The 18,878-nt window shown below is 35.7% G+C and carries 21 protein-coding genes; 13 read left to right on the plus strand and 8 right to left on the minus strand.

What is annotated here, in order from left to right:
* The 3 genes from mnmE to VJJ26_05530 form a co-directional block, all read left to right on the plus strand.
* Positions 1–1,112, plus strand: a 1,112-nt coding sequence (mnmE, locus tag VJJ26_05520) for a tRNA uridine-5-carboxymethylaminomethyl(34) synthesis GTPase MnmE (GenBank protein ID HLC07608.1), incomplete at its 5' end; no start/stop codon positions are given.
* 106 nt (positions 1,113–1,218) lie between these two features.
* Positions 1,219–1,932 carry an NUDIX hydrolase gene (locus VJJ26_05525; protein ID HLC07609.1) on the plus strand — a complete coding sequence of 238 codons (714 nt, stop codon included), beginning with the start codon at positions 1,219–1,221 and terminating at the stop codon, positions 1,930–1,932.
* Positions 1,933–1,934: 2 nt separating this feature from the next.
* Entirely contained in the window at positions 1,935–3,170 is a 1,236-nt protein-coding gene (locus tag VJJ26_05530) for a glycosyltransferase (protein HLC07610.1), read from the plus strand.
* 61 nt (positions 3,171–3,231) lie between these two features.
* On the opposite strand, the gene VJJ26_05535 is transcribed toward VJJ26_05530, so the two are convergent.
* On the minus strand, positions 3,232–3,957 hold the full coding sequence (locus VJJ26_05535) for an OmpA family protein (protein HLC07611.1): 726 nt from the start codon (positions 3,955–3,957) through the stop codon (positions 3,232–3,234).
* 147 nt (positions 3,958–4,104) lie between these two features.
* Between VJJ26_05535 and VJJ26_05540 the strand changes: the two genes are divergently transcribed.
* The 5 genes from VJJ26_05540 to VJJ26_05560 all read left to right on the plus strand — a co-directional run bounded on the left by VJJ26_05540 (position 4,105) and on the right by VJJ26_05560 (position 9,245).
* Positions 4,105–5,613 (plus strand): Rne/Rng family ribonuclease, encoded by a 1,509-nt coding sequence (locus VJJ26_05540; protein ID HLC07612.1) that lies wholly within the window; start codon positions 4,105–4,107, stop codon positions 5,611–5,613.
* 167 nt (positions 5,614–5,780) lie between these two features.
* Positions 5,781–7,247, plus strand: a complete 1,467-nt coding sequence (gene gatB / locus VJJ26_05545) for an Asp-tRNA(Asn)/Glu-tRNA(Gln) amidotransferase subunit GatB (GenBank protein HLC07613.1) — start codon at positions 5,781–5,783, stop codon at positions 7,245–7,247.
* A 183-nt stretch (positions 7,248–7,430) separates the two neighbouring features.
* Positions 7,431–7,691, plus strand: a complete 261-nt coding sequence (locus VJJ26_05550) for a hypothetical protein (GenBank protein ID HLC07614.1) — start codon at positions 7,431–7,433, stop codon at positions 7,689–7,691.
* Between the two features lie 142 nt (positions 7,692–7,833).
* On the plus strand, positions 7,834–8,637 hold the full coding sequence (locus VJJ26_05555) for a hypothetical protein (protein HLC07615.1): 804 nt from the start codon (positions 7,834–7,836) through the stop codon (positions 8,635–8,637).
* Between the two features lie 41 nt (positions 8,638–8,678).
* The gene (locus VJJ26_05560) at positions 8,679–9,245 is read left to right on the plus strand and encodes a hypothetical protein (protein HLC07616.1); all 567 of its coding nucleotides are present in this window, start codon (positions 8,679–8,681) and stop codon (positions 9,243–9,245) included.
* Here the strand turns inward: VJJ26_05560 and VJJ26_05565 are convergent.
* The 4 genes from VJJ26_05565 to VJJ26_05580 form a co-directional block, all read right to left on the minus strand.
* Positions 9,223–9,702 (minus strand): TspO/MBR family protein, encoded by a 480-nt coding sequence (locus tag VJJ26_05565; GenBank protein HLC07617.1) that lies wholly within the window; start codon positions 9,700–9,702, stop codon positions 9,223–9,225. The genes VJJ26_05560 and VJJ26_05565 overlap by 23 nt on opposite strands.
* A gap of 82 nt (positions 9,703–9,784) precedes the next feature.
* On the minus strand, positions 9,785–10,510 hold the full coding sequence (locus tag VJJ26_05570; GenBank protein ID HLC07618.1) for a hypothetical protein: 726 nt from the start codon (positions 10,508–10,510) through the stop codon (positions 9,785–9,787).
* Between the two features lie 28 nt (positions 10,511–10,538).
* Positions 10,539–11,348 (minus strand): hypothetical protein, encoded by an 810-nt coding sequence (locus tag VJJ26_05575; protein HLC07619.1) that lies wholly within the window; start codon positions 11,346–11,348, stop codon positions 10,539–10,541.
* Between the two features lie 10 nt (positions 11,349–11,358).
* Positions 11,359–12,204 carry a hypothetical protein gene (locus VJJ26_05580; protein ID HLC07620.1) on the minus strand — a complete coding sequence of 282 codons (846 nt, stop codon included), beginning with the start codon at positions 12,202–12,204 and terminating at the stop codon, positions 11,359–11,361.
* Positions 12,205–12,392: 188 nt separating this feature from the next.
* On the opposite strand from VJJ26_05580, the gene VJJ26_05585 reads away from it, so the two are divergent.
* Both VJJ26_05585 and VJJ26_05590 read left to right on the plus strand, forming a co-directional pair.
* Positions 12,393–12,620: a type II toxin-antitoxin system PrlF family antitoxin gene (locus VJJ26_05585; GenBank protein ID HLC07621.1), complete on the plus strand. Its 228-nt coding sequence runs from the start codon at positions 12,393–12,395 to the stop codon at positions 12,618–12,620.
* Positions 12,610–12,954, plus strand: a complete 345-nt coding sequence (locus VJJ26_05590) for a type II toxin-antitoxin system PemK/MazF family toxin (protein HLC07622.1) — start codon at positions 12,610–12,612, stop codon at positions 12,952–12,954. The genes VJJ26_05585 and VJJ26_05590 overlap by 11 nt, the downstream gene beginning before the upstream one ends.
* Positions 12,955–13,023: 69 nt before the next feature.
* On the opposite strand, the gene VJJ26_05595 is transcribed toward VJJ26_05590, so the two are convergent.
* From VJJ26_05595 to VJJ26_05605, 3 genes are all read right to left on the minus strand, one after another.
* Positions 13,024–14,715 (minus strand): DEAD/DEAH box helicase, encoded by a 1,692-nt coding sequence (locus tag VJJ26_05595; protein ID HLC07623.1) that lies wholly within the window; start codon positions 14,713–14,715, stop codon positions 13,024–13,026.
* A 278-nt stretch (positions 14,716–14,993) separates the two neighbouring features.
* The gene (locus VJJ26_05600; GenBank protein ID HLC07624.1) at positions 14,994–15,686 is read right to left on the minus strand and encodes a hypothetical protein; all 693 of its coding nucleotides are present in this window, start codon (positions 15,684–15,686) and stop codon (positions 14,994–14,996) included.
* A 70-nt stretch (positions 15,687–15,756) separates the two neighbouring features.
* On the minus strand, positions 15,757–16,506 hold the full coding sequence (locus tag VJJ26_05605) for a Fic family protein (protein ID HLC07625.1): 750 nt from the start codon (positions 16,504–16,506) through the stop codon (positions 15,757–15,759).
* 149 nt (positions 16,507–16,655) lie between these two features.
* Here VJJ26_05605 and VJJ26_05610 point away from each other — a divergent pair, with 149 nt between their 5' ends.
* From VJJ26_05610 to VJJ26_05620, 3 genes are all read left to right on the plus strand, one after another.
* Positions 16,656–17,774, plus strand: coding sequence for an ATP-binding protein (locus VJJ26_05610; protein ID HLC07626.1), 1,119 nt, complete (start codon positions 16,656–16,658; stop codon positions 17,772–17,774).
* 144 nt (positions 17,775–17,918) lie between these two features.
* Positions 17,919–18,047 carry a hypothetical protein gene (locus VJJ26_05615; protein ID HLC07627.1) on the plus strand — a complete coding sequence of 43 codons (129 nt, stop codon included), beginning with the start codon at positions 17,919–17,921 and terminating at the stop codon, positions 18,045–18,047.
* The gene (locus VJJ26_05620) at positions 18,041–18,790 is read left to right on the plus strand and encodes an ATP-binding protein (protein HLC07628.1); all 750 of its coding nucleotides are present in this window, start codon (positions 18,041–18,043) and stop codon (positions 18,788–18,790) included. The genes VJJ26_05615 and VJJ26_05620 overlap by 7 nt, the downstream gene beginning before the upstream one ends.
* Positions 18,791–18,878 lie beyond the last annotated feature (88 nt).

An 18,878-nucleotide genomic window follows, 5' to 3' on the forward strand; every position in this document is an offset into this window, starting at 1 on the left:
AAATTACGTGCCATAACAATCCATTTATTGTACAAAACATTCTTTCTACAGCTATCAATGCTGGTGCGCGCCTTGCACAAGAAGGTGAGTTTTCTCGCCGCGCAGTACTCAATAATAAAATTGATATTGTTCAAGCTGAAGCAATTAATGATCTTATTCATGCAAACACACAACTTGCACTCAAACAATCTTTATCGCAACTTGAAGGCAGCTTTACACAATGGATTGCATCAATAGAAAAGCAATTAATCAAAGCATTAGCACTTTCAGAAGCTAGCTTTGAATTCCTTGATGAAGAAAACATGGAATTCAATCTTCAGATCAAAGAAATCATTGAGCATGTACTTGCAACAACCAGTAATCTTAAAACCACATTTAATCAACAACAACAGATCAGAAGCGGTATTCGTATTGCTATTATTGGGTCTGTGAATGCTGGCAAATCATCACTGTTTAATGCACTGCTCAACAAAGAACGCGCTATTGTGACCGATATTGCAGGAACAACGCGCGATGTTATTGAGGCTGGATTATACAAAAATGGTAACTATTGGACGCTGATTGATACGGCAGGCATACGTACAACGAATAATATTATTGAACAGATGGGCATCAACCGATCGCACGAAGAAGCTCACAAGGCTGATATTATTGTGCTGGTGTTTGATGGCTCACAAAAACTCTCAACTGCCGAAACCGCGGTATATCAACAACTGCTGAACGATTATCATGACAAAACTATCATCATCAGTAACAAATCAGATCTACCGCAGCACTCCAATTCTATTATCCACAATAAAAAAACCTACGCTGCAAGCAACAACGATAAAAATAGTGTCCACACAATTGAAAATGCAATTCAAGACAAAATTACTACCTTATTCCAGTCTATTGGATCACCATTCTTGCTTAATCATCGCCATTTTAATGCGCTTATTTTACTTGAGAAGCAGCTCACAACCGTACTGAGCATGCTTACCGCAAATACAAGCTATGAACTTGTTTCATATCATCTGCAAGACGCTTTGACCACCCTATCGGAGTTAACTGGCAAAACAATCAGCGAAGCTGGTATGGATACTGTGTTTCGTGAATTTTGCGTCGGTAAATAATAAGCCCTTCACAAAAATAATCCCTAAATTGTTCCTATTTTGCCTATGACCCTGCTATTATAATAGTACTAATTGAATTGTTATAATTAAAAACACAGGAAGTGTGATGTTAAAAAAACAATCTATATTATTACCATTAGCGCTATTACTTGGTTTAACGTCGTGCGTTAATACCAACGCTGACAGTAGACTGTCTAGTTATGCTTATAGGTCAGCATCAGTACTACCGGTAGTTACGTATGATAATGATGCCTATGTCATTCTATCTAGAGAAGCATTTGGAAAATCTCGTGGCACGTATGATGATTTTGGTGGCAGCAGAGACAAAGGTGAAGGTCATCCAGTTATCACCGCTGCGCGGGAATTTTATGAAGAAGCAATTTTAGGAGAAACTATTGGATTGACTATTGCAGAGGTGCAAGATTATATCGATATCAACACAACAAATAATACCGGATACATCGTAGCCCATTCACAAGGACGCGCAAAAAACGTTACCTATATCACAGACTTTGATTGTTATAAAACAAAATTCTTAGATAGTTTTTACCAAGCACGACACAACGCAACAGACGTTCATTTAAAAGAAAAAGACCGTATAGCTGTCGTCAAATGGACTGTTCTTGAAGAAACGTTTGCTCAAAGCAAGAAAGTAAATGATCTTACTATTAAAGCTTTTGTGCTCAGTCCAAAAACAAAAACGTACCACCCAGCTCACATAAAACTACGTCCATATTTTGTAAAAAAACTACGCCCTTTCTTTGTTGGTGAACCATATACGCAAGGTCTGAGTAAAAAGATTAGATTCTATGGTGAGTGAATATGATAAAAATAAAGCACATATTATTATCAGCACTATTGCTTAGTTTAACATCCGGAACTATTGTTTATGTTAGAAGTACTATAAGCAGCAAAAAAAAGATTCTCATTTTGACTAGTTTTGGAGGCGGAGGCAATCTTGCAGCAAGCAATGCTTTGGAGAGTTATTTAAAAAATGATTACGACGTACAGTCGTGCTATGCCTTTAAAGAATTATTCACACCTCTTGATCCACTGAATTACTTAACACTTAAACGCCATTCAGGAGAAGAATTCTATAATTGGTTTATCCCAGGAAAATACTTTCGTGTTTTGGGATGGATTTATCACTTTGGCGTATGGTACATCCAAATGCAGAAAAAAACCATTCATGCCATATTGCGCGATTACTTTATAAAAACTAAGCCTGATTTAGTTATCTCAGTTATACCTATCATCAATAATATTGTGCTTGATGCTGCGCAAGAATTGAACATTCCTTTCTTACTCATGCCAACCGATTTGGATGTGAATCCTTATATCATTAAAATTGCACAGCCAACGTACAAAAAATTCTATGTGAGTCTCCCTTTTGACGATGAGGAAATAAAAGCTCCACTAAAAAATTCTGGTATACCGGCAGATCAAACTTTTATCATTGGTGCACCGCTACGAACAGATTTTTTCATCAACAAAAACAAATTTAGGCTCAGAAAAAAATATGTCATTGATAGTAATAAACCTGTTATCATGCTTCTGATGGGATCGCATGGATCTGATGAAATGAAAAATTATGTAGCCGAATTACTTAAAGTAAACACACCCCTTCATCTTATTGCATGTATTGGAAAAAATGAGCAAAGTAGAGAAGATCTTGAAAAACTATCCATTCCACCACATATTTCACTAACAATTGTCGGTTTTACTGAGCATATTGCAGATTACATGACAATGTCAGATCTATTTATCTCAAAATCGGGAACACTAAGTGTTTGCGAAGCACTCTACATGAATCTACCTCTGCTTCTTGATGCAACATCAACATTGCTTCCTTGGGAAGAATTTAATCATCACTTTATTAAAAAACATAATTTTGGTGATTCTATAAAAAGTTACGATGAAGTAGCACCACTTGTTACAACAATAATTGAAAACAGCGATCAGATTAGAACATACAAAAATAATATTCAGATATTAGAAAAGAAAAATTGTCCCAAAGAAGTTAAAAAACTCATTAAACACATACTAGTAACCCAATAAGAAATCCGCATACCTGGATTTACCAAATATGCGGATATATTTTCTAAATAAGTGATGTTGTTTATGTATAAATTACACGAACTTCAACACGACGGTTTGGCGCACGGTCTTCACGTGATCCGTTAATCACTCTACCATTTTTCATTACTGGGCATTCTTGGCCACGACCAATAACTTTGATAAAGCTTCTATCAACACCAGCAGATACAAAAAGATCTGCTACATTTTTCGCACGTTTTTCTGACAATGCTAAGTTGTATACTGGAGTACCTTCCTGACACGCATGCCCTTCGATAACCACAGTCGGTTGCGAACTACCACCTTCAGAAAGCAATTGTTTTACTTGTTCAATATCATAAGCTACTGCTTCTTTTTGATCAGGTCTGATTCCATAATGGTTGAATGAGAAGTAAAGTTTTCTAAATTCATCATCAGTTTGAGCATCTATCCATGAATATTCATCACCTACTTCTACCTCATCCATATCATCTTCATCTTCTAGGACAATAACTTTATCTTCATCGTCATCTTCATCGTCTTCACTAGCTTCAATATCTCTCAATAAATCATCAATATCTAGATCGTCTAAGTCGTCTAAATCATCCAGGTCATCCATGTCGATGTCTAGATCTTCTTGGTCGTCTAGTTCAACTATGTCTTTGTCGCTAGGAATGTCGGCATATTTCTGAATAGAATTTTTTCTTATTGGCTGTGCTGACTCATTCTTTTTACCACAACCTGGTAGAGCCATAACAAGAGCAAGGACTAAAAGAGACATTTTTTTCATTAGAACTATCCTTAAAAAAACAGATTTTACTTCAATTTACCCAATATCGAACAGAATCTAACATATTTTTGACCATTTTTCTACCCAATATTGCACATAATCTATATATTAAATATAAAGAACTTATAACCTCTACTTAGTTACACTATGAAAAAAATTATTATAAATGACAATCCGTGGGAAATACGGATAGCTATTATTACCAATGGCAAACTACAAAACATCTATTTTTCAGCTCCAACGCATGAAGTTCTTGAACGTGCCTACTTTAAGGGATCAGTAACCAAAGTGCTTCCCGGCATTCAAACGGCCTTTATCGAATTTGGTCAAGAAAAAGCAGGATTCTTGCATATTTCAGAAATTGACAGAGAACTGGCTATGCAAAAACTTAGTCATCAGCTAGAAGATGACGAAGATGAACCTAAAATAGAAAAAAAGGTTATCCAAAAACGCGATATCAGCAAAATTCTTAGAGAAAATGAGCCTATCCTTGTACAAGTAAGCAAGGAACCTGTCTACGAAAAAGGCGCAAAGCTTACAACATGTTTTACCCTTCCTGGTAGATTTATCGTTCTTATGCCCAATATTCCACGTATTGGAGTATCAAAAAAAATCGAAGATCGCGATGAACGCACTCGCCTAAAAACCATTATCAGGCAACATTTACCAGAAGGCATGGGTGCAATTATCAGAACAACCTCTGAGAATCGTACAGAAAAAGATCTTCTCAAAGATCTCAACTACCTGGTGCAAGAATGGCATACCATAGAAAAAAAATTCGCAACCGCAAAAGTTTCTGAAAAAATACACCAGGACTTACCGCTTGTGTTGCAAATTGTACGTGATCATTTGGATAGCGATGTAGAAGCGATCATTACCGACTCAAAACAAAGCCAGAACGAACTCTATAAATTTGCAAAACAAATTGCACCGGAATTTGCGCACGTCATACAATCGTATGAAGACAACGTAAATATCTTTGCTGCATATGGCATTGAAAAACAAATTGAACAAGCACTCAAGAAAAAAGTTTCCCTTAAATCTGGTGGATCAATTATCATCGAATCAACAGAAGCAATGACTGTTGTTGACGTTAACACGGGACGATTTATCGGAAAAACAAATCTTGAAGATACAATTTTAAAAACAAACCTTGAAGCTGCAGAAGAAGTTGTTCAACAACTAAGACTGCGCAACATTGGTGGTCTGATTGTTATCGATTTTATTGATATGGCAGTAGCAGCCAATCGTCAAAAAGTATTTAGCTTTTTTGAAAAAATATTAAAAGAACGGGATAAGTTCCAGTCAGTTGTACTCAAAATATCAGAATTTGGACTTGTGCAAATGACCCGTAAACGTTCGGGAAAAACTCTTGTTCAACAACTAACCAATGACTGTCCAACATGTCACGGATCTGGATTTATTAAATCATATCAAACTGAAGCCTACACAATATTACGCACAGTTCGAGATGAACTCAAAACGATAACCAGTGATAAGAAAATTGAGATTCAGGTAAATCCACATGTATTCAACTATATCACGTCAATAGAATACGATGCCATTTTAAAGCTAGAAAATATCTTTAAACTGAAAATCACTCTTTTGAGCAACAAAGATCTTGCTCCTGATAAATACAAAGTCGAAAAAAAATAATACACTATAGTATGAATTACCCCAATCATCCGCATAAATTATCCCATCGCGCTCATCCTGAACTTGTTGAAGGATTAGAGCGCTTTATCCTTCAACAAGTTCAGGATGAGCGCAGAGAGAAAACTTTGAATCTTCTAATATAATTTTTGGTTTTTTTAAGGACCCTTATGGCAGAACGTATTACCTCTATACTTGATAAATATCCCGATTATGAAGCAACTATCGGCATGGAAGTACATGTGCAGCTTACCACAAAAACAAAGATATTCTGTTCATGTCCAACTTCAGTAGCACATGACCCTAATTCAAATATATGCCCCATTTGTGCTGGATATCCTGGCTCAATGCCAATGCTCAACAAAAAAGTAGTTGATTTTGCAATTCTGGCCGGCATTGCAACCAACTGTACCATCAACGAAAATTCTACATTTGATCGCAAACATTATTTTTATCCTGATTTACCAAAAAACTTCCAAATCACTCAGCAAGCAGAACCGATCTGTACCGAAGGCTATGTTACCATTCGCCTTGAGGATGGCAACACAAAAAACGTTAATTTAATTCGCATTCATATCGAAGAAGATGCAGGTAAAAACATTCACTCAAGTTATAGCAACGAGAGCTTTATTGATTTGAACCGTGCGGGAACTCCACTGCTAGAAATTGTCAGCTATCCTGATATTTCAACGTCTGATGAGGTTCGCAGGTATCTTAAAACATTGCGTTCAATCGTACAATATTTGGGCATCTGTACTGGAAATATGGAGGAAGGATCTTTCCGCGCTGATACTAATATTTCGGTTCGTAAAAAAGGACAAAAAGAACTTGGTACCAAATGCGAGCTTAAAAATATCAACTCATTTAAATTTATTGTTGATGCAACGGAACATGAATTAGAACGTCAAATCAATATTCTAGAAAATGGCGGCAAGATTCGTTCAGAAACAAGATTGTGGAACTCCAAAGAAAACACCACCACCGTCATGCGTTCAAAAGAAGAAACGGCCGATTATCGCTTTTTCCAAGAACCGGATTTACCAATAATCCACATCACCACAGAACGTCTTGAGCAAGCAAAAAAATCTATGCCCGAACTTCCTGGAGCAAAATTTGAGCGTTTTACCAAAGAATGTGGTTTAAACGATTATGAGGCAGATATTTTAATAGAAGATATCGATCTTGCACACTACTTTGATGCAGCAAGAAAATATACATCAAGTAAAAATCTCATTAATTGGATTTTACGCGATCTTATGGGATATCTCAAAGAAGAAAAAATAACGCTTGCTGAATGCAAAGTTACTCCAGAACGACTTGGCAAGCTTGTTGACCTTGTTGACCAAGGTGTTATCAACAATCCAACTGCAAAAGAAGTGCTCGTGTTTGTTGCACAAACAGACAAAAACCCGGATATTATTATTGAAGAAAAAGGATTAAAGCAAATTGGTTCTGTTGATGAACTAGAAATAATGGTAAAAGAAATTATTGCTGCAAATCCTGGCCAAGTAGCAGAATACCGCTCAGGAAAAGAAAAATTGTTTGGTTTCTTTGTTGGGCAAATGATGCAAAAAACCAAAGGTAAAGGTAATACACAAATGATTAATGATTTGATTAAAAAACATTTGAACCAGTAGTCAATTAACCGTTCGTATCCTTCGATAAGCTCAGGACGAACGGAATAAGAAATTAATTTTTTACCCCCGTTCGTGGTGAGCTTGTTAACCCCATGTTCCATTTTATTCCACACGGGGACCCCGGCTGAGAATAACGAAGCTGGGAATGAAACCATACGAACTCAAACAAAAAAAGGGAATTTAATGAATAACAGAGCTGCACATTTTTTACCAAGATTGTTATCTGTAATAACCGTGTTATCGCTGTATCCAACATTATTGAGTAGCGAAAAACCTTCCACAACAAAAGATAAAAAACAAGAAACTGAAAAAATCATTGTCGACAATAATAAGCCTCAACCAAAAATGATTGTCAATCAGACTAAAAGTTCCTTCCAAACATTTGGGCAAGAAATGGGATTATCCGAAGATGAGATAAAGATGTTAAGTCATTCAAAATTATAATAAAATTTTATATGTAAAAAAAGTAGAGCTATGTAGTGCAGCAGCACAACTCATAACTCTACTTTTTTAAAGAGGATATCTCGTGAAAAATGTAATCATATTTTCTTCCCTAATTATTATCTTTACCAATCACGTAATGTGCATGAAGCGACCACGTACCACTGCAATGATTACACGTAGCGAAAGCAAAAAACTATGTTTGCCACAATCATCTGACCCATTCTTGCCAATCGAAATTATTGAACAAAACATTCGTAAAGAAATTGTTGAATCATTTAAATTTGGTAATAACACACCTAAATATATGGAACGTACCATCAAAAACATACGTGCGGTAAACGAATCGTGGAGAACTTATTTCGATGAGCCCAATATTATTCGTACTATTATCAGCAATGCTTCCTCTATCCCTTGTTATCGAGGCCTTTTAGCTCATTCAATCAATCTATCTTCAGTAAAAAACTATTTAAACCAATCGGAAGAACTAAATTGTTCCATAGCCACTATTGATCGCAATAAAATTAAAGATCTTATAAAAGCTGGCGCAGATATTAATTATTGCTACCAACATGCTGGAAAGATAGTAGTTTTTCCTATTTTATTGATGGCGCAAGATGACTATGATAAAACAAAATTGCTTCTTGATTTGGGCGCTGACCAAAATATCGCTTGTGCCCTTACTCCCTTAGGTTTTGCCATGCTAATCAACGCAATCAAATTTATTCAACTTTTTCTTGAATATCATCCACGCTGCAAACATGTAAAAGAAGCAATCCAAACAGAAAATCTAGAAATTGTACAATTGATCTTACAACAAAAAGATATTCCTACTGAGGAAATAGAAATCGCAAAAGAATTTGCGATAGAACAAAAGAATGATACTTTTATACAATTGCTCAACGAATACGTGAATACTCAAAAAAATAAAGAAACATGTTTAAAATAATCGTCTTACTCACAATAATAACTTTCCAACAAGTTCTATGTATGAAAGAGTTCGCTCCATCTGTGTGTCTGACACCAACCATCATCTTGCCAAAGGAAATAGCACAGCATATTTTTATCGACGGTATACTAGAAGATCGAAACCATTCAAGAACTCCGCTACAAATAAGCAACTATCTTTTTAAAATCAGCACTATCAATAAAAGTATGCACACATACACGCATCATTCGGAAATAGTCACATATATTATTGAAAGAGTTATAAATAAACCTACACAGTATGAACCTTTGTGCCAATTAAATTGTGCAATAAACATGAAGCGCAAGCAGTCCATAGAATTAGCACTTACTGCAAGAGCACAACCAAGTTTTTGTCTTGATACTCTTGTTCAAGAAACCTTAGAGCTTGCGGTACAACCACAATACAAAAATATCTTTAAAAAAAATATGGAAATTCTCGAATTGTTATGCAAATATGGTGCTGCAGATTTTGAAACAATGATACTCGCAGCTAACGCAAAAAATAACATTACCGATATAATTAATATACTCGATTTTGGCGTCAAAAACGCAAACATTCGACTTTCTAGTTCAAACGCCAAATCATAAAATTTAAAACAATGGCAAACAAATTCCACATAGCATACGGTAGTAATAACAACGATATTGCGCGTGAAAAATCAGAAATCAACGCCAGAATTGCCAATGTTGTAAGTTCAAGAGCCAATGCACTTAACAGAGCTGCACCAATCAAATGTTTGTAAAAGAAAAGATATGACCAGTATACGTTTAAAAAAGCGTTGCAACAGAAAAGACCCATGAGCAGATAGAATTTATTATTACGCTCAAATCGATTAAAAGCAAGTACTGCTGCAGTAGTCGTAAAGGCATAAATTATGTGCCATACAGTACGAATTACCCAATCTTCTGGCATAATTGCAGGCAATGTTAAAGTTCTATACCACTGCATTCCACACCACGTATAAAAACCACCCAAAAACATCACTAATAAAGTAACAGCAGGAATGACCAGATAATTTGTTTTTACTTTTATCGTTATACTCATAATATTTACCTATTAAAAAAATACTTTTTCACAAAATATTCTTTTTTTTACGGCAATTGCAATAAGTTAAACCAAATTGTGCTCATTTTGAACTAAAAATAGCCTTTAACCACTTCAAAGCTGTGTTACTTTGCTGTGCATGCGCCATCTGAAGTTGTGCAAGTGCAATTTGCTCTTGAGCAATAGTTTGCTTTTCATATAACAAACTTTCCTTATAAATATTCAGCTGTGGTAAATAATCTTTATGTTCTCTAATCCGCTTAATAGCATCTGATATGTTTCTGAAAAATTTATTTGCACGCGATAATGAAGCATCACACTCTTCTTGCAATAAAACATCTTTACCAACTTCTGCTGAAGCTTTATTAATTAAACTAAATGCATAATGCACTGTCGGAACTAAATCAATAAGATGATTATATGCGCTAATAAGCGGTAAATCATCAGTAAGATATACATCTTGTACTGCATCAAAAAAAGCCTTGTCGCTCTCAAATGTTGTTTTTGTTAATGTATGACGTGCAAGTTCATTCAGCAAAATATTCGCACGCTTAATGCGCCCTAAGGGCGTTGATCTATGCAATATATAGTATGCTGTTGCTGTTACCAAAGAACTGATTCCAATCAAGGTTGCTGGATGTATTTTTCCTGGAAAGTCTTGAATTGCTTTATAACTACTACCTGCACAAAAACATGCTATCAATGTTGCGCCGATATTTGCAGTTGAATTGTGAATAGCTTGTGCAGAAAAATGTACCGCCAATATACCTAAGAAAAAAGATGTTTGTATTTTTGAATTTTTAATCATTAATGATATTCCTTTAGTTGTTTCATCTCTACGCAACAAAGTATATACCATTTATCGTTTTTTTAATAAAGCATTCGGAAAGTAATTGATCTATAATTTTTTCAACGCGTTCAATATCTTTGTTAACAACATTCAAAATATCTTGATGCGTAACGCTTTCGTTTTCTGTAATAAACTTCAAAACCTTTGCGCGAATTTGTCTATCGGAACCTTCAAACTTGGATTGCTTTGTATAATGTGCACTTTTACGACTTGGATTTATCTGACGCGATTTTAAAAACACTCCATAATCCATTAATGCATAATACCACTCTCGTGGATTATCAAGATCTAATGCTGCTGCAATTAATGGCAGCAATTCTTTATCAGATACGTTATCTTTATCGCGAAAAAAAGAATGTATAAATACTGTTCGTATGTTTGTTTCTATAAAAACTGTTGGTTGATTGAATGCGAATGCACAAATTGATCCTGCTGTTCCTGGACCAATACCAGGAAATGTCTGCAGTATTTTTGGATCTTGCGGCAAAATGCCTGCGTATTCGTTAACTACCTTTTGCGCTAGCTGATGCAAAAAACGTGCACGCCGATAATAACCAAGGCCTTGCCACACGCTGAGTACATCTCGCAATGATGCTTGTGCTAATGTCTGAAAATCAGTAAATGCTGCAATAAATTCTTCATACTTCGTGATTACACGAGAAGTCTGAGTTTGTTGCAGCATTATTTCTGAAACTACAATGTAATAAGGATTATCACTATTGCGCCACGCAAAATCTCTTTTGCTTTGCCAATAAAAATTCCAAATAAATTCTTTGAAGTGCGCAATGGTGCTCATAGATGTTTTGTTATTGTAATTGTATGCCGAATTTCTGAAAAATAAGTTGTAATAATACCATACATAGAGTTGAAACCGGTTGAATAAACATCGGAATAAATGTACCTATCTTACTCGCGTAAGTAAATTGCTGCTTCTTTACTTCAGTGCCCTCCATTTTTGAACGCGTCTTTATCATTTCATCGTGATTTTCAAGAAGAGGTTCTCGTATAGCTTCTATCAATCTCTTCAATTCTTTAAGTTGCTTACGTTCTTTCTCTGCATCCCTCTTTTTTGTACCATCGCTATCTATTATTGCTTTCAATCGATGTCTCTCGTTTATAATAGTACCTTCCAATTTACACAGATCATTTACTGCTTCAAGAATTGGAAGGTTACCTGCGCCTGCATTTTTAGCGTATTTGCGTTTTGCAAGAGCTTGTAGTGCGGTCTTCTTCTCTTGTTTATCATTCATCTGTAAAATTGCTGTAATTTTAGAATCTAGGCTGATTTTTTTATATTCTGTTGTATTTTTCTCTGTTTCAAATATCTTATGTTTTGCAATTTCACCTTTTGCACTTTCATATGCCTTAAGCTGTTCTTCTGGAGTAAGCTTATTTAAACACAGATATGCTCCAATTGCTGAACAAACACTCGCACCTGCAGTCAACAATATATGTTGTGTATCTAAATTATTGTCACTTTTAGCAAGCATAGTAAATCCAGCGCAAGCAAATCCTGCGAGCGCGGTACCTATTTTTACCTTTGCATCAGAAAGCACGGTAGTCGAGAGCTTGTTATTTATTGCAGTCATAGAACCATATACTGAAATTACCGATAAAAATACGCCCACTTTTTTTGTTGTCTTCATAATCATAAAAAACCTTAATTTTTCCACATAAAGATACTATTTGAAGTAGTATAGCAAAAAATAGAGGTATGAAAAGTTTCATACCTCTATACATTCAAAATTACGATAAAATCTCCAAAAAAAATTGACTTCCACCCCTCAAGTGTATTACGCTATTACTGTAATACTTAAATTTTTTAACCATTAGGAAAAAAATGAGTAATTCCAAATTAACATCCAAATTCCAAGCCACTATCCCACAAGATATCCGAGCTACGCTTAAACTTAAGGCAGGCGATCAAATAATATTTGAAATCACAAAAGACAATCAAGTTATCATCAAAAAAGCAATGCCAAGAGACATTGCATACTTGAAAGCCTTAGAATCAACCTTGAATGAATGGAATTCGAAAAATGATGATGAGGATTACTATGATTTATAATCAATTTGATATCGTAGTAGTTCCTTTTCCTTTTGTAGATTCTTCAACCTCCAAAAGACGCCCTGCTATTGTTCTATCCTCAAATAAACACTTTAATCAAGAAGCTAAACACAGCATAATGGCCATGATCACCAGCGCTCGTAATACTCCATGGCCCTGCGATGTTCCTATTACCAATCTTTCTAGTGCTGGACTTCCAAAAGCTTCAGTTATTCGCATGAAATTTTTTACGATAGATCATCGACTTATTCTTGATTCTCTTGGAAAATTGTCATCAAAAGATCAAACAGCTTTACGAAAAGCAATCAAATCTATTTTTGGTGAACTTTTATAAAATTAATTAAAAAAAAAGAGGTACGAAAAGTTTCATACCTCTTTAAATAGTTCTGTTGTAAAAGTGATCTTATCTTACCGGTTCAAACTCAATCTGAATTCTTCTACCTTTAAGCATAGAGTCTTTGAGTGAACGTACAATTGCTTGCGCTTTTTTGTTATCTTCTACCGTAAAGAATGAGCGTGTATTTTGCATAGAAATGCGGCTTACACATGCCCCATCAACTGATGCTGATGTTGCAATAAAATTAATCAAACCATCTTTATTCAGGCGATCAATTTTACCTACATTAATAAATAGTCGCGCTTCATCTTTATCGCTACCATTGCCATAACGACTTTTTGGTGCAGAAAAGCTATCGCTATTGCTTCTTCTTCCTCTGCTGTCTCTGCTACTACTATCTCTACTGTCTCTTGCACCCCTACTATCACCACGATCTCTAGATGCATCGTAAGATACATTCAAATTGTGTGATTGTTTATAGTGACGTAACATTTCGCTGCAGTTAAGAGAAAATACTCGTTCGACAAGTTCTTCTTTAGTTAACTCTTTTAATGATTCTTGCACGGCAGCCACATGTGGCTTAATCAATTCATCAACAGGCGTATTGATTAATTTGTGTGAAAAATGATCTAATTGCTTTTGACACAATTGATCACCCGTTGGTACCTGAATAGGTTTAATCGTAATACCAAGTTGCTGTTCTATAAATTTAATTTTTCTTAATGATGTACCAATAACAATCGAAACACCAGATTTGCCCGCACGTGCTGTACGACCACTTCTGTGTGTATAATTTTCAATATCATCAGGTAAGTTACAATGAAGTACGTGAGTAACGCCATCAACGTCAATACCACGAGCTGCAACGTCTGTTGCAATCAACACTTGTATCTTTTTGTCTCTGAATTTCTTCATGACTGCATCACGTTGTGGCTGTGATAAATCACCATGCAATGCATCAGAATTATACCCTGCATTAATAAGCTGAACGCTCATTTCTTGTGTATCACGTTTTGTTCTACAGAACACAATACCAAACATATCAGGATATAAATCGATAAAACGTCTTACAGCGCTGTATATATCAGCAGATCTGACTATGCAATACTGATGTTCAATATTAGTCGCACCACTGTTACGTGATCCTACCGTAATTTGCAACGGGTTGCTCATGTACGTATGCGCTATTTTTTCAATTTTAGGCTGCATAGTAGCAGAAAATAACCAGATCTTTTTGTCTCTTGGCGTGGATTTTAAAATTTCATCAATGTCTTCTTGGAAGCCCATATCTAACATTTGATCAGCTTCATCCAATACAACACGACTGATACGATCTAACGTGATAGTTCTTCGGTTGATATGATCGATCAATCTGCCCGGTGTACCAACAATAATGTTCACACCACGCTTAATATCGCGTACTTGCGTTCTGATGTCAGCGCCGCCATAAACGGCAACAACACTAAAACCATCGATATATTTTGAATATGCTGTTAATTCTTTGGTTATTTGCAGACAAAGCTCACGCGTTGGGCAGATCACCAGTCCCTGAGTTTTCCCATCCATAACAGCCGAAATCAATGGCAACCCAAACGCAGCCGTTTTACCGGTACCTGTTTGTGCCAAACCTATAAGATCCCTATCGCCCTGTAAAAGGGCTGGAATCGCTTTTTCCTGAATTGCTGTTGGTTGGGTAAAACCTAATTCAGAAACTGCTCTCACTAAACGTGAATCAACACCCAATGCTTGTATACTCATACGTCTCACAAAATAAAAATGTATAAACTACTAAAAAATCCGATAAACTCATAATAACTACTATAATCTATACTTTTATACTATATCTTTCTTTACAATCTGTCAAATTATTTGGCCGATGAACCCTAAATAACATTGTTTAATACAAGGTTTTTCACGGGTAAAGGTCTGCAATAAAACGACCCTTCTGCAATTTTTCTACAGATGGGTCATTTCTATAAACTAATCTGATTTTTACGCCGCCACTGCTTCTTTAGCTATGTTATTATTGCTTTCCATCACTGCAGGAGCTGCAATTGATGATTGGGCAATAGTATTATAACGTTCACAACGCTGTTGACCAGGTTATTAAGCCCAGCTGTATCAGTAGAATTATTCGTACAATTACTGTCTTTAACAGCTTTTTCTCTTTCTAAAACTGCAAGAATACGCTTGTCACGCTCTAATCGCTCAATCAAACGCTCAGCATACCGAGATACTTTATGAAAGTGACTGCCAGCGATAGCCATAAAGATCGCTGACACAAGACTAAAAACAATAGTATTCATTATCCACTCTTCATATTTATCCGCGGCACATCCCTTGCTCTTTTGATAACTAGCATATGCGGCACATCCAGGTATAGCTGATAATAAAGAAACAATCGTGCCAATACACATTCCATTGCTCTTTAAACCAGTTTGCTTGAGTAAAATTTTACGCTCTAATACTTTGATATGGTCAGATATAATCGTGATAACATAATCAAAGGGAAATCTTTCTAACAGGTAGTAGCGAGGATTGTGCCTATCATACCAATAAATTTCCCTTCTAAAACTTCTCTCGTTGTGCAATCTTTGATGCTGTTTTTGACCTGCAAAACATACCTGTGTACCAGTCTGAGCAAATGTAATCGTCAACTGCCCAATATCATCATCTGCATTGATACTACTCACCAATATCGCTAACAGCACAACAAAAACATTCTTCATACTCTTCCTCAGTTATAATAATTCTTTATCTTTGTAATCAAATACCAACCAATTACTAATTGGTCAATTTTCAAGTAGAAGATTTTATCAATCTGAGATATTCTTGGGAACTTTCATAAACCATTTCAGAAATAAATTCCAAGAATGGTGTTACATTACCTTTATGTGCATGTCGTATGGCTGAAATATATACAGCTTTCATAATTGATGGAATTATAGTAATAACATAACCACTTTGTAATAATATTAAGTTCATCAACAATCGAGCTATCCGCCCATTCCCATCTACAAAAGGATGAATTGTTACCAATTTCACATGAACAATTGCTGCAAAATGCACTGGATGGTACTGCGCTTTGAGTTGCGGAATTTCTTGCATAAACTCCTTCATCAACAACGGAACCTCTAATGGTTTTGGAAATTCAAAATCTGTTCCTGTGACAAAAACTGGAAGTTTACGATATGTCCCTGCACTTTCCTGGTCAATAAGATAGTAAAATAAACAATGCAATTCGAGAATATCACTTTCAAGTAATTGATGAGCACGAGCCTTGCTCAGCATAAAATCATACGCCTTACTATGGCCTATCACTTCAAAATGTTCTTTTAAAGTCTTACCACCAATAGTGAGCCCATCTTCTAAAATAACTTTTGTTTCTGCTTCAGTAAGCGTATTTCCTTCCAAAGCATTTGATGAATACGTTAAACCAATGCGAAAATATTCTTTGAGCATTGTCATCAATTGCGTTGGAAGTGGTCTATATTGATCTGTTTCATTTTTTATTACATCGATATCAGCTATGCGATCTTTAAACATCATTGCCTTTCTATAAATGAATTAGACACTGCTCTACTATAACAAAAGAGATCAATTCTGTTACCTAAAAACAATTTACTAAATATATAAAACTCTTTACAATCAAGCGAAATAGTTTTTACAGCAATTTATTCTTCCGGAGTAACCACACGTTGCATGCGCACCAGATTATCTTTTCATTACTACTACTATGTACTAATGCTTTATTACCAACAAGACCAACAACTCACAACAGCAAGCTCGATGAACCTATCAAAATAACGCCACTCTATGCGCCTGATCCAGAACTACCCAATGAAATCATGCACAGTGAACAACTACGGCCACATTTTCAACAAGAAAAACAATCTGATATTTTCAGCGAAACTGAAATCGAAGAAATGGAAACGGTATTTGAATCTTCTCCTAAAGAAGCACAATGCATTGTGAATCACTTGGAAGATCCTGCCTATTTCCCTCTGAATGAAAACTATAGATCAGCTATATTTGTTGGTGAACCTGGATCTGGCAAAACAATAATGGCTAAAGCTATTGCATATAAAATGGCTCAACATGGCTGGAAACATAAAATTATATCGAGCACATCTTTGCTTAGCAAATATCGTAATCAAACTGCCATAAGACTTCAAAAAGAGTTAGAAGCAATTGCCGCATCCAATGAACCTACTGTTATTGTAATCGATGAATTGCATCGATTACTTGAGAATAGCGAAAGTAAATATCATGATACTGATGCAACAGCAACAGCGTTATGGACATTTCTTGATAAGCAAAAAGGCAACAATAAATTCTTTTTAATCGGAACCATGAACCGTGTACATAAACTACCTAAACCTTATAAAAGTAGAATTTTATTTGACTGTATAGATTTTACATTGATAAGCGATTCTACAATTAAAAACAAAACCTTTCGTAAAATTTTGACAAGCAAAAATACTCGTATTAATGAGGAAGTAACTGATGAGTTTTTGGATAAAGAACTAGAAAAAATGGGGCCATGCACTGCGCGTGATTTGCAAAACATCGCTGCTGTAATATGCAGAATAAATGGAGAGAAAACTCCAGATGCAGCCTCTATCACGATGATAAAAGAAACATCCATATCACAAGCAGTCAGTAAGTATATAGATATAAAAACAAAAATGCAGTACGACCTTGAAGATGAAACTGATGAACAACGACAGAATCGTTATCATAATGAAAATATAAAATTACAAAAATTATTGCATAAAGAAAACCAAGATGTGCAGGAAAAACATTTTGTCCAATAACAAAAGATACAAGTTGCTGTTGCCAACAGTCAACGAGTATGGACGCCAGGTGTAGGCACAAATGAGCACTATTTATCAGAAGACGGGAAAAAGCTGACAGACTCTCTTATTTCTGATGAACAAAAACAACTATATAATGAAATGATGAAAAATACTCGTACAAGAGAAGCGCACGAGGCAGCAGAAAAAGCTGCCGCTGAAAAAATTGCCGCTGAAAAGGCTGCTGCTGAGAAAATTAAAAATAGCTGGGCCTATAGGCTTGGACTATGTTAGTCAATAAATGGGCATTAGTTGCCTTAATAGTCTCATCACATTTTTCATTATTCAGTCAAAAAGTTTCTGCCAACAATACTACTACCACAGTAAACAATGAATCACAAAGTTCCGCAGAAGGATTAGATCGAATTCAACTTAAGCCCTTATATGCTCCTGATGAGAATTATTCTCAAACAGCTCCAACTACCCAAAATGATTCGAATCAAGGGAATAACACTCAAAAAAACTCGAGTGTAAAGACTGGCTCACAAACATTAATCAAACCAGCACAATGGCTTTTAGAATCATCGCTGGATAATGCACCAAAATTGTTAAAGGGTATTTTTGCATATCTACAATCACGTTCACACTTACATAAATCACAATATTCTGTCATTGTGCCATCTTTTCACCGATTTATTCTGGTAGGACCACCAGGATCGGGTAAAACAACATTAGCCCACGCAATCGCGCATATGCTTGGTTATTCTGTAGTATTTGTCGCTGCCACATCTTTTTTGGGACATTATAGAAATCAGACATCTATTAATATCACAAACTTTTTAAGAGAACAAGCCTCTGTAGAGTTTGGTATAGTAATTATTATTGATGAATTGCATAAATTGTTTGAACATCACTCTGATGATCGCTCAGATGACTCGCAAAGCGCAGCAGCATTTTGGCTTACCCTTGATAACATAGAAAAACACAATCCTAATACAATTATCATTGGTACGGCCAACAATGTAGATAAGTCATAACGTCCCCGTCGAGCGGGGAGCTTGACGGCTTGTAGCACCCCCTAGGGGTGCCAACTAAAGTATTAAACTGTTATTTTACTAAAATTCA

It is taken from the genome of Candidatus Babeliales bacterium, assembly GCA_035288105.1.
In the GTDB taxonomy this organism is placed as follows: domain Bacteria; phylum Babelota; class Babeliae; order Babelales; family Vermiphilaceae; genus SOIL31.

What these genes read in the sequence shown, in the direction of transcription:
- VJJ26_05590 (HLC07622.1), top strand. Translation starts at nt 12,610, where the DNA reads ATGATTTATAATCAATTTGATATCGTAGTAGTTCCTTTTCCTTTTGTA.
- VJJ26_05580 (HLC07620.1), bottom strand. Translation starts at nt 12,204, where the DNA reads ATGATTATGAAGACAACAAAAAAAGTGGGCGTATTTTTATCGGTAATT.
- VJJ26_05540 (HLC07612.1), top strand. Translation starts at nt 4,105, where the DNA reads ATGAAAAAAATTATTATAAATGACAATCCGTGGGAAATACGGATAGCT.
- VJJ26_05525 (HLC07609.1), top strand. Translation starts at nt 1,219, where the DNA reads ATGTTAAAAAAACAATCTATATTATTACCATTAGCGCTATTACTTGGT.
- VJJ26_05600 (HLC07624.1), bottom strand. Translation starts at nt 15,686, where the DNA reads ATGAAGAATGTTTTTGTTGTGCTGTTAGCGATATTGGTGAGTAGTATC.
- VJJ26_05595 (HLC07623.1), bottom strand. Translation starts at nt 14,715, where the DNA reads ATGAGTATACAAGCATTGGGTGTTGATTCACGTTTAGTGAGAGCAGTT.
- VJJ26_05555 (HLC07615.1), top strand. Translation starts at nt 7,834, where the DNA reads ATGAAGCGACCACGTACCACTGCAATGATTACACGTAGCGAAAGCAAA.
- VJJ26_05620 (HLC07628.1), top strand. Translation starts at nt 18,041, where the DNA reads ATGTTAGTCAATAAATGGGCATTAGTTGCCTTAATAGTCTCATCACAT.
- VJJ26_05550 (HLC07614.1), top strand. Translation starts at nt 7,431, where the DNA reads ATGAATAACAGAGCTGCACATTTTTTACCAAGATTGTTATCTGTAATA.
- VJJ26_05585 (HLC07621.1), top strand. Translation starts at nt 12,393, where the DNA reads ATGAGTAATTCCAAATTAACATCCAAATTCCAAGCCACTATCCCACAA.
- VJJ26_05535 (HLC07611.1), bottom strand. Translation starts at nt 3,957, where the DNA reads ATGAAAAAAATGTCTCTTTTAGTCCTTGCTCTTGTTATGGCTCTACCA.
- VJJ26_05560 (HLC07616.1), top strand. Translation starts at nt 8,679, where the DNA reads ATGAAAGAGTTCGCTCCATCTGTGTGTCTGACACCAACCATCATCTTG.
- VJJ26_05575 (HLC07619.1), bottom strand. Translation starts at nt 11,348, where the DNA reads ATGAGCACCATTGCGCACTTCAAAGAATTTATTTGGAATTTTTATTGG.
- VJJ26_05565 (HLC07617.1), bottom strand. Translation starts at nt 9,702, where the DNA reads ATGAGTATAACGATAAAAGTAAAAACAAATTATCTGGTCATTCCTGCT.
- gatB (HLC07613.1), top strand. Translation starts at nt 5,781, where the DNA reads ATGGCAGAACGTATTACCTCTATACTTGATAAATATCCCGATTATGAA.
- VJJ26_05615 (HLC07627.1), top strand. Translation starts at nt 17,919, where the DNA reads ATGAAAAATACTCGTACAAGAGAAGCGCACGAGGCAGCAGAAAAAGCT.
- VJJ26_05530 (HLC07610.1), top strand. Translation starts at nt 1,935, where the DNA reads ATGATAAAAATAAAGCACATATTATTATCAGCACTATTGCTTAGTTTA.
- VJJ26_05605 (HLC07625.1), bottom strand. Translation starts at nt 16,506, where the DNA reads ATGATGTTTAAAGATCGCATAGCTGATATCGATGTAATAAAAAATGAA.
- VJJ26_05570 (HLC07618.1), bottom strand. Translation starts at nt 10,510, where the DNA reads ATGATTAAAAATTCAAAAATACAAACATCTTTTTTCTTAGGTATATTG.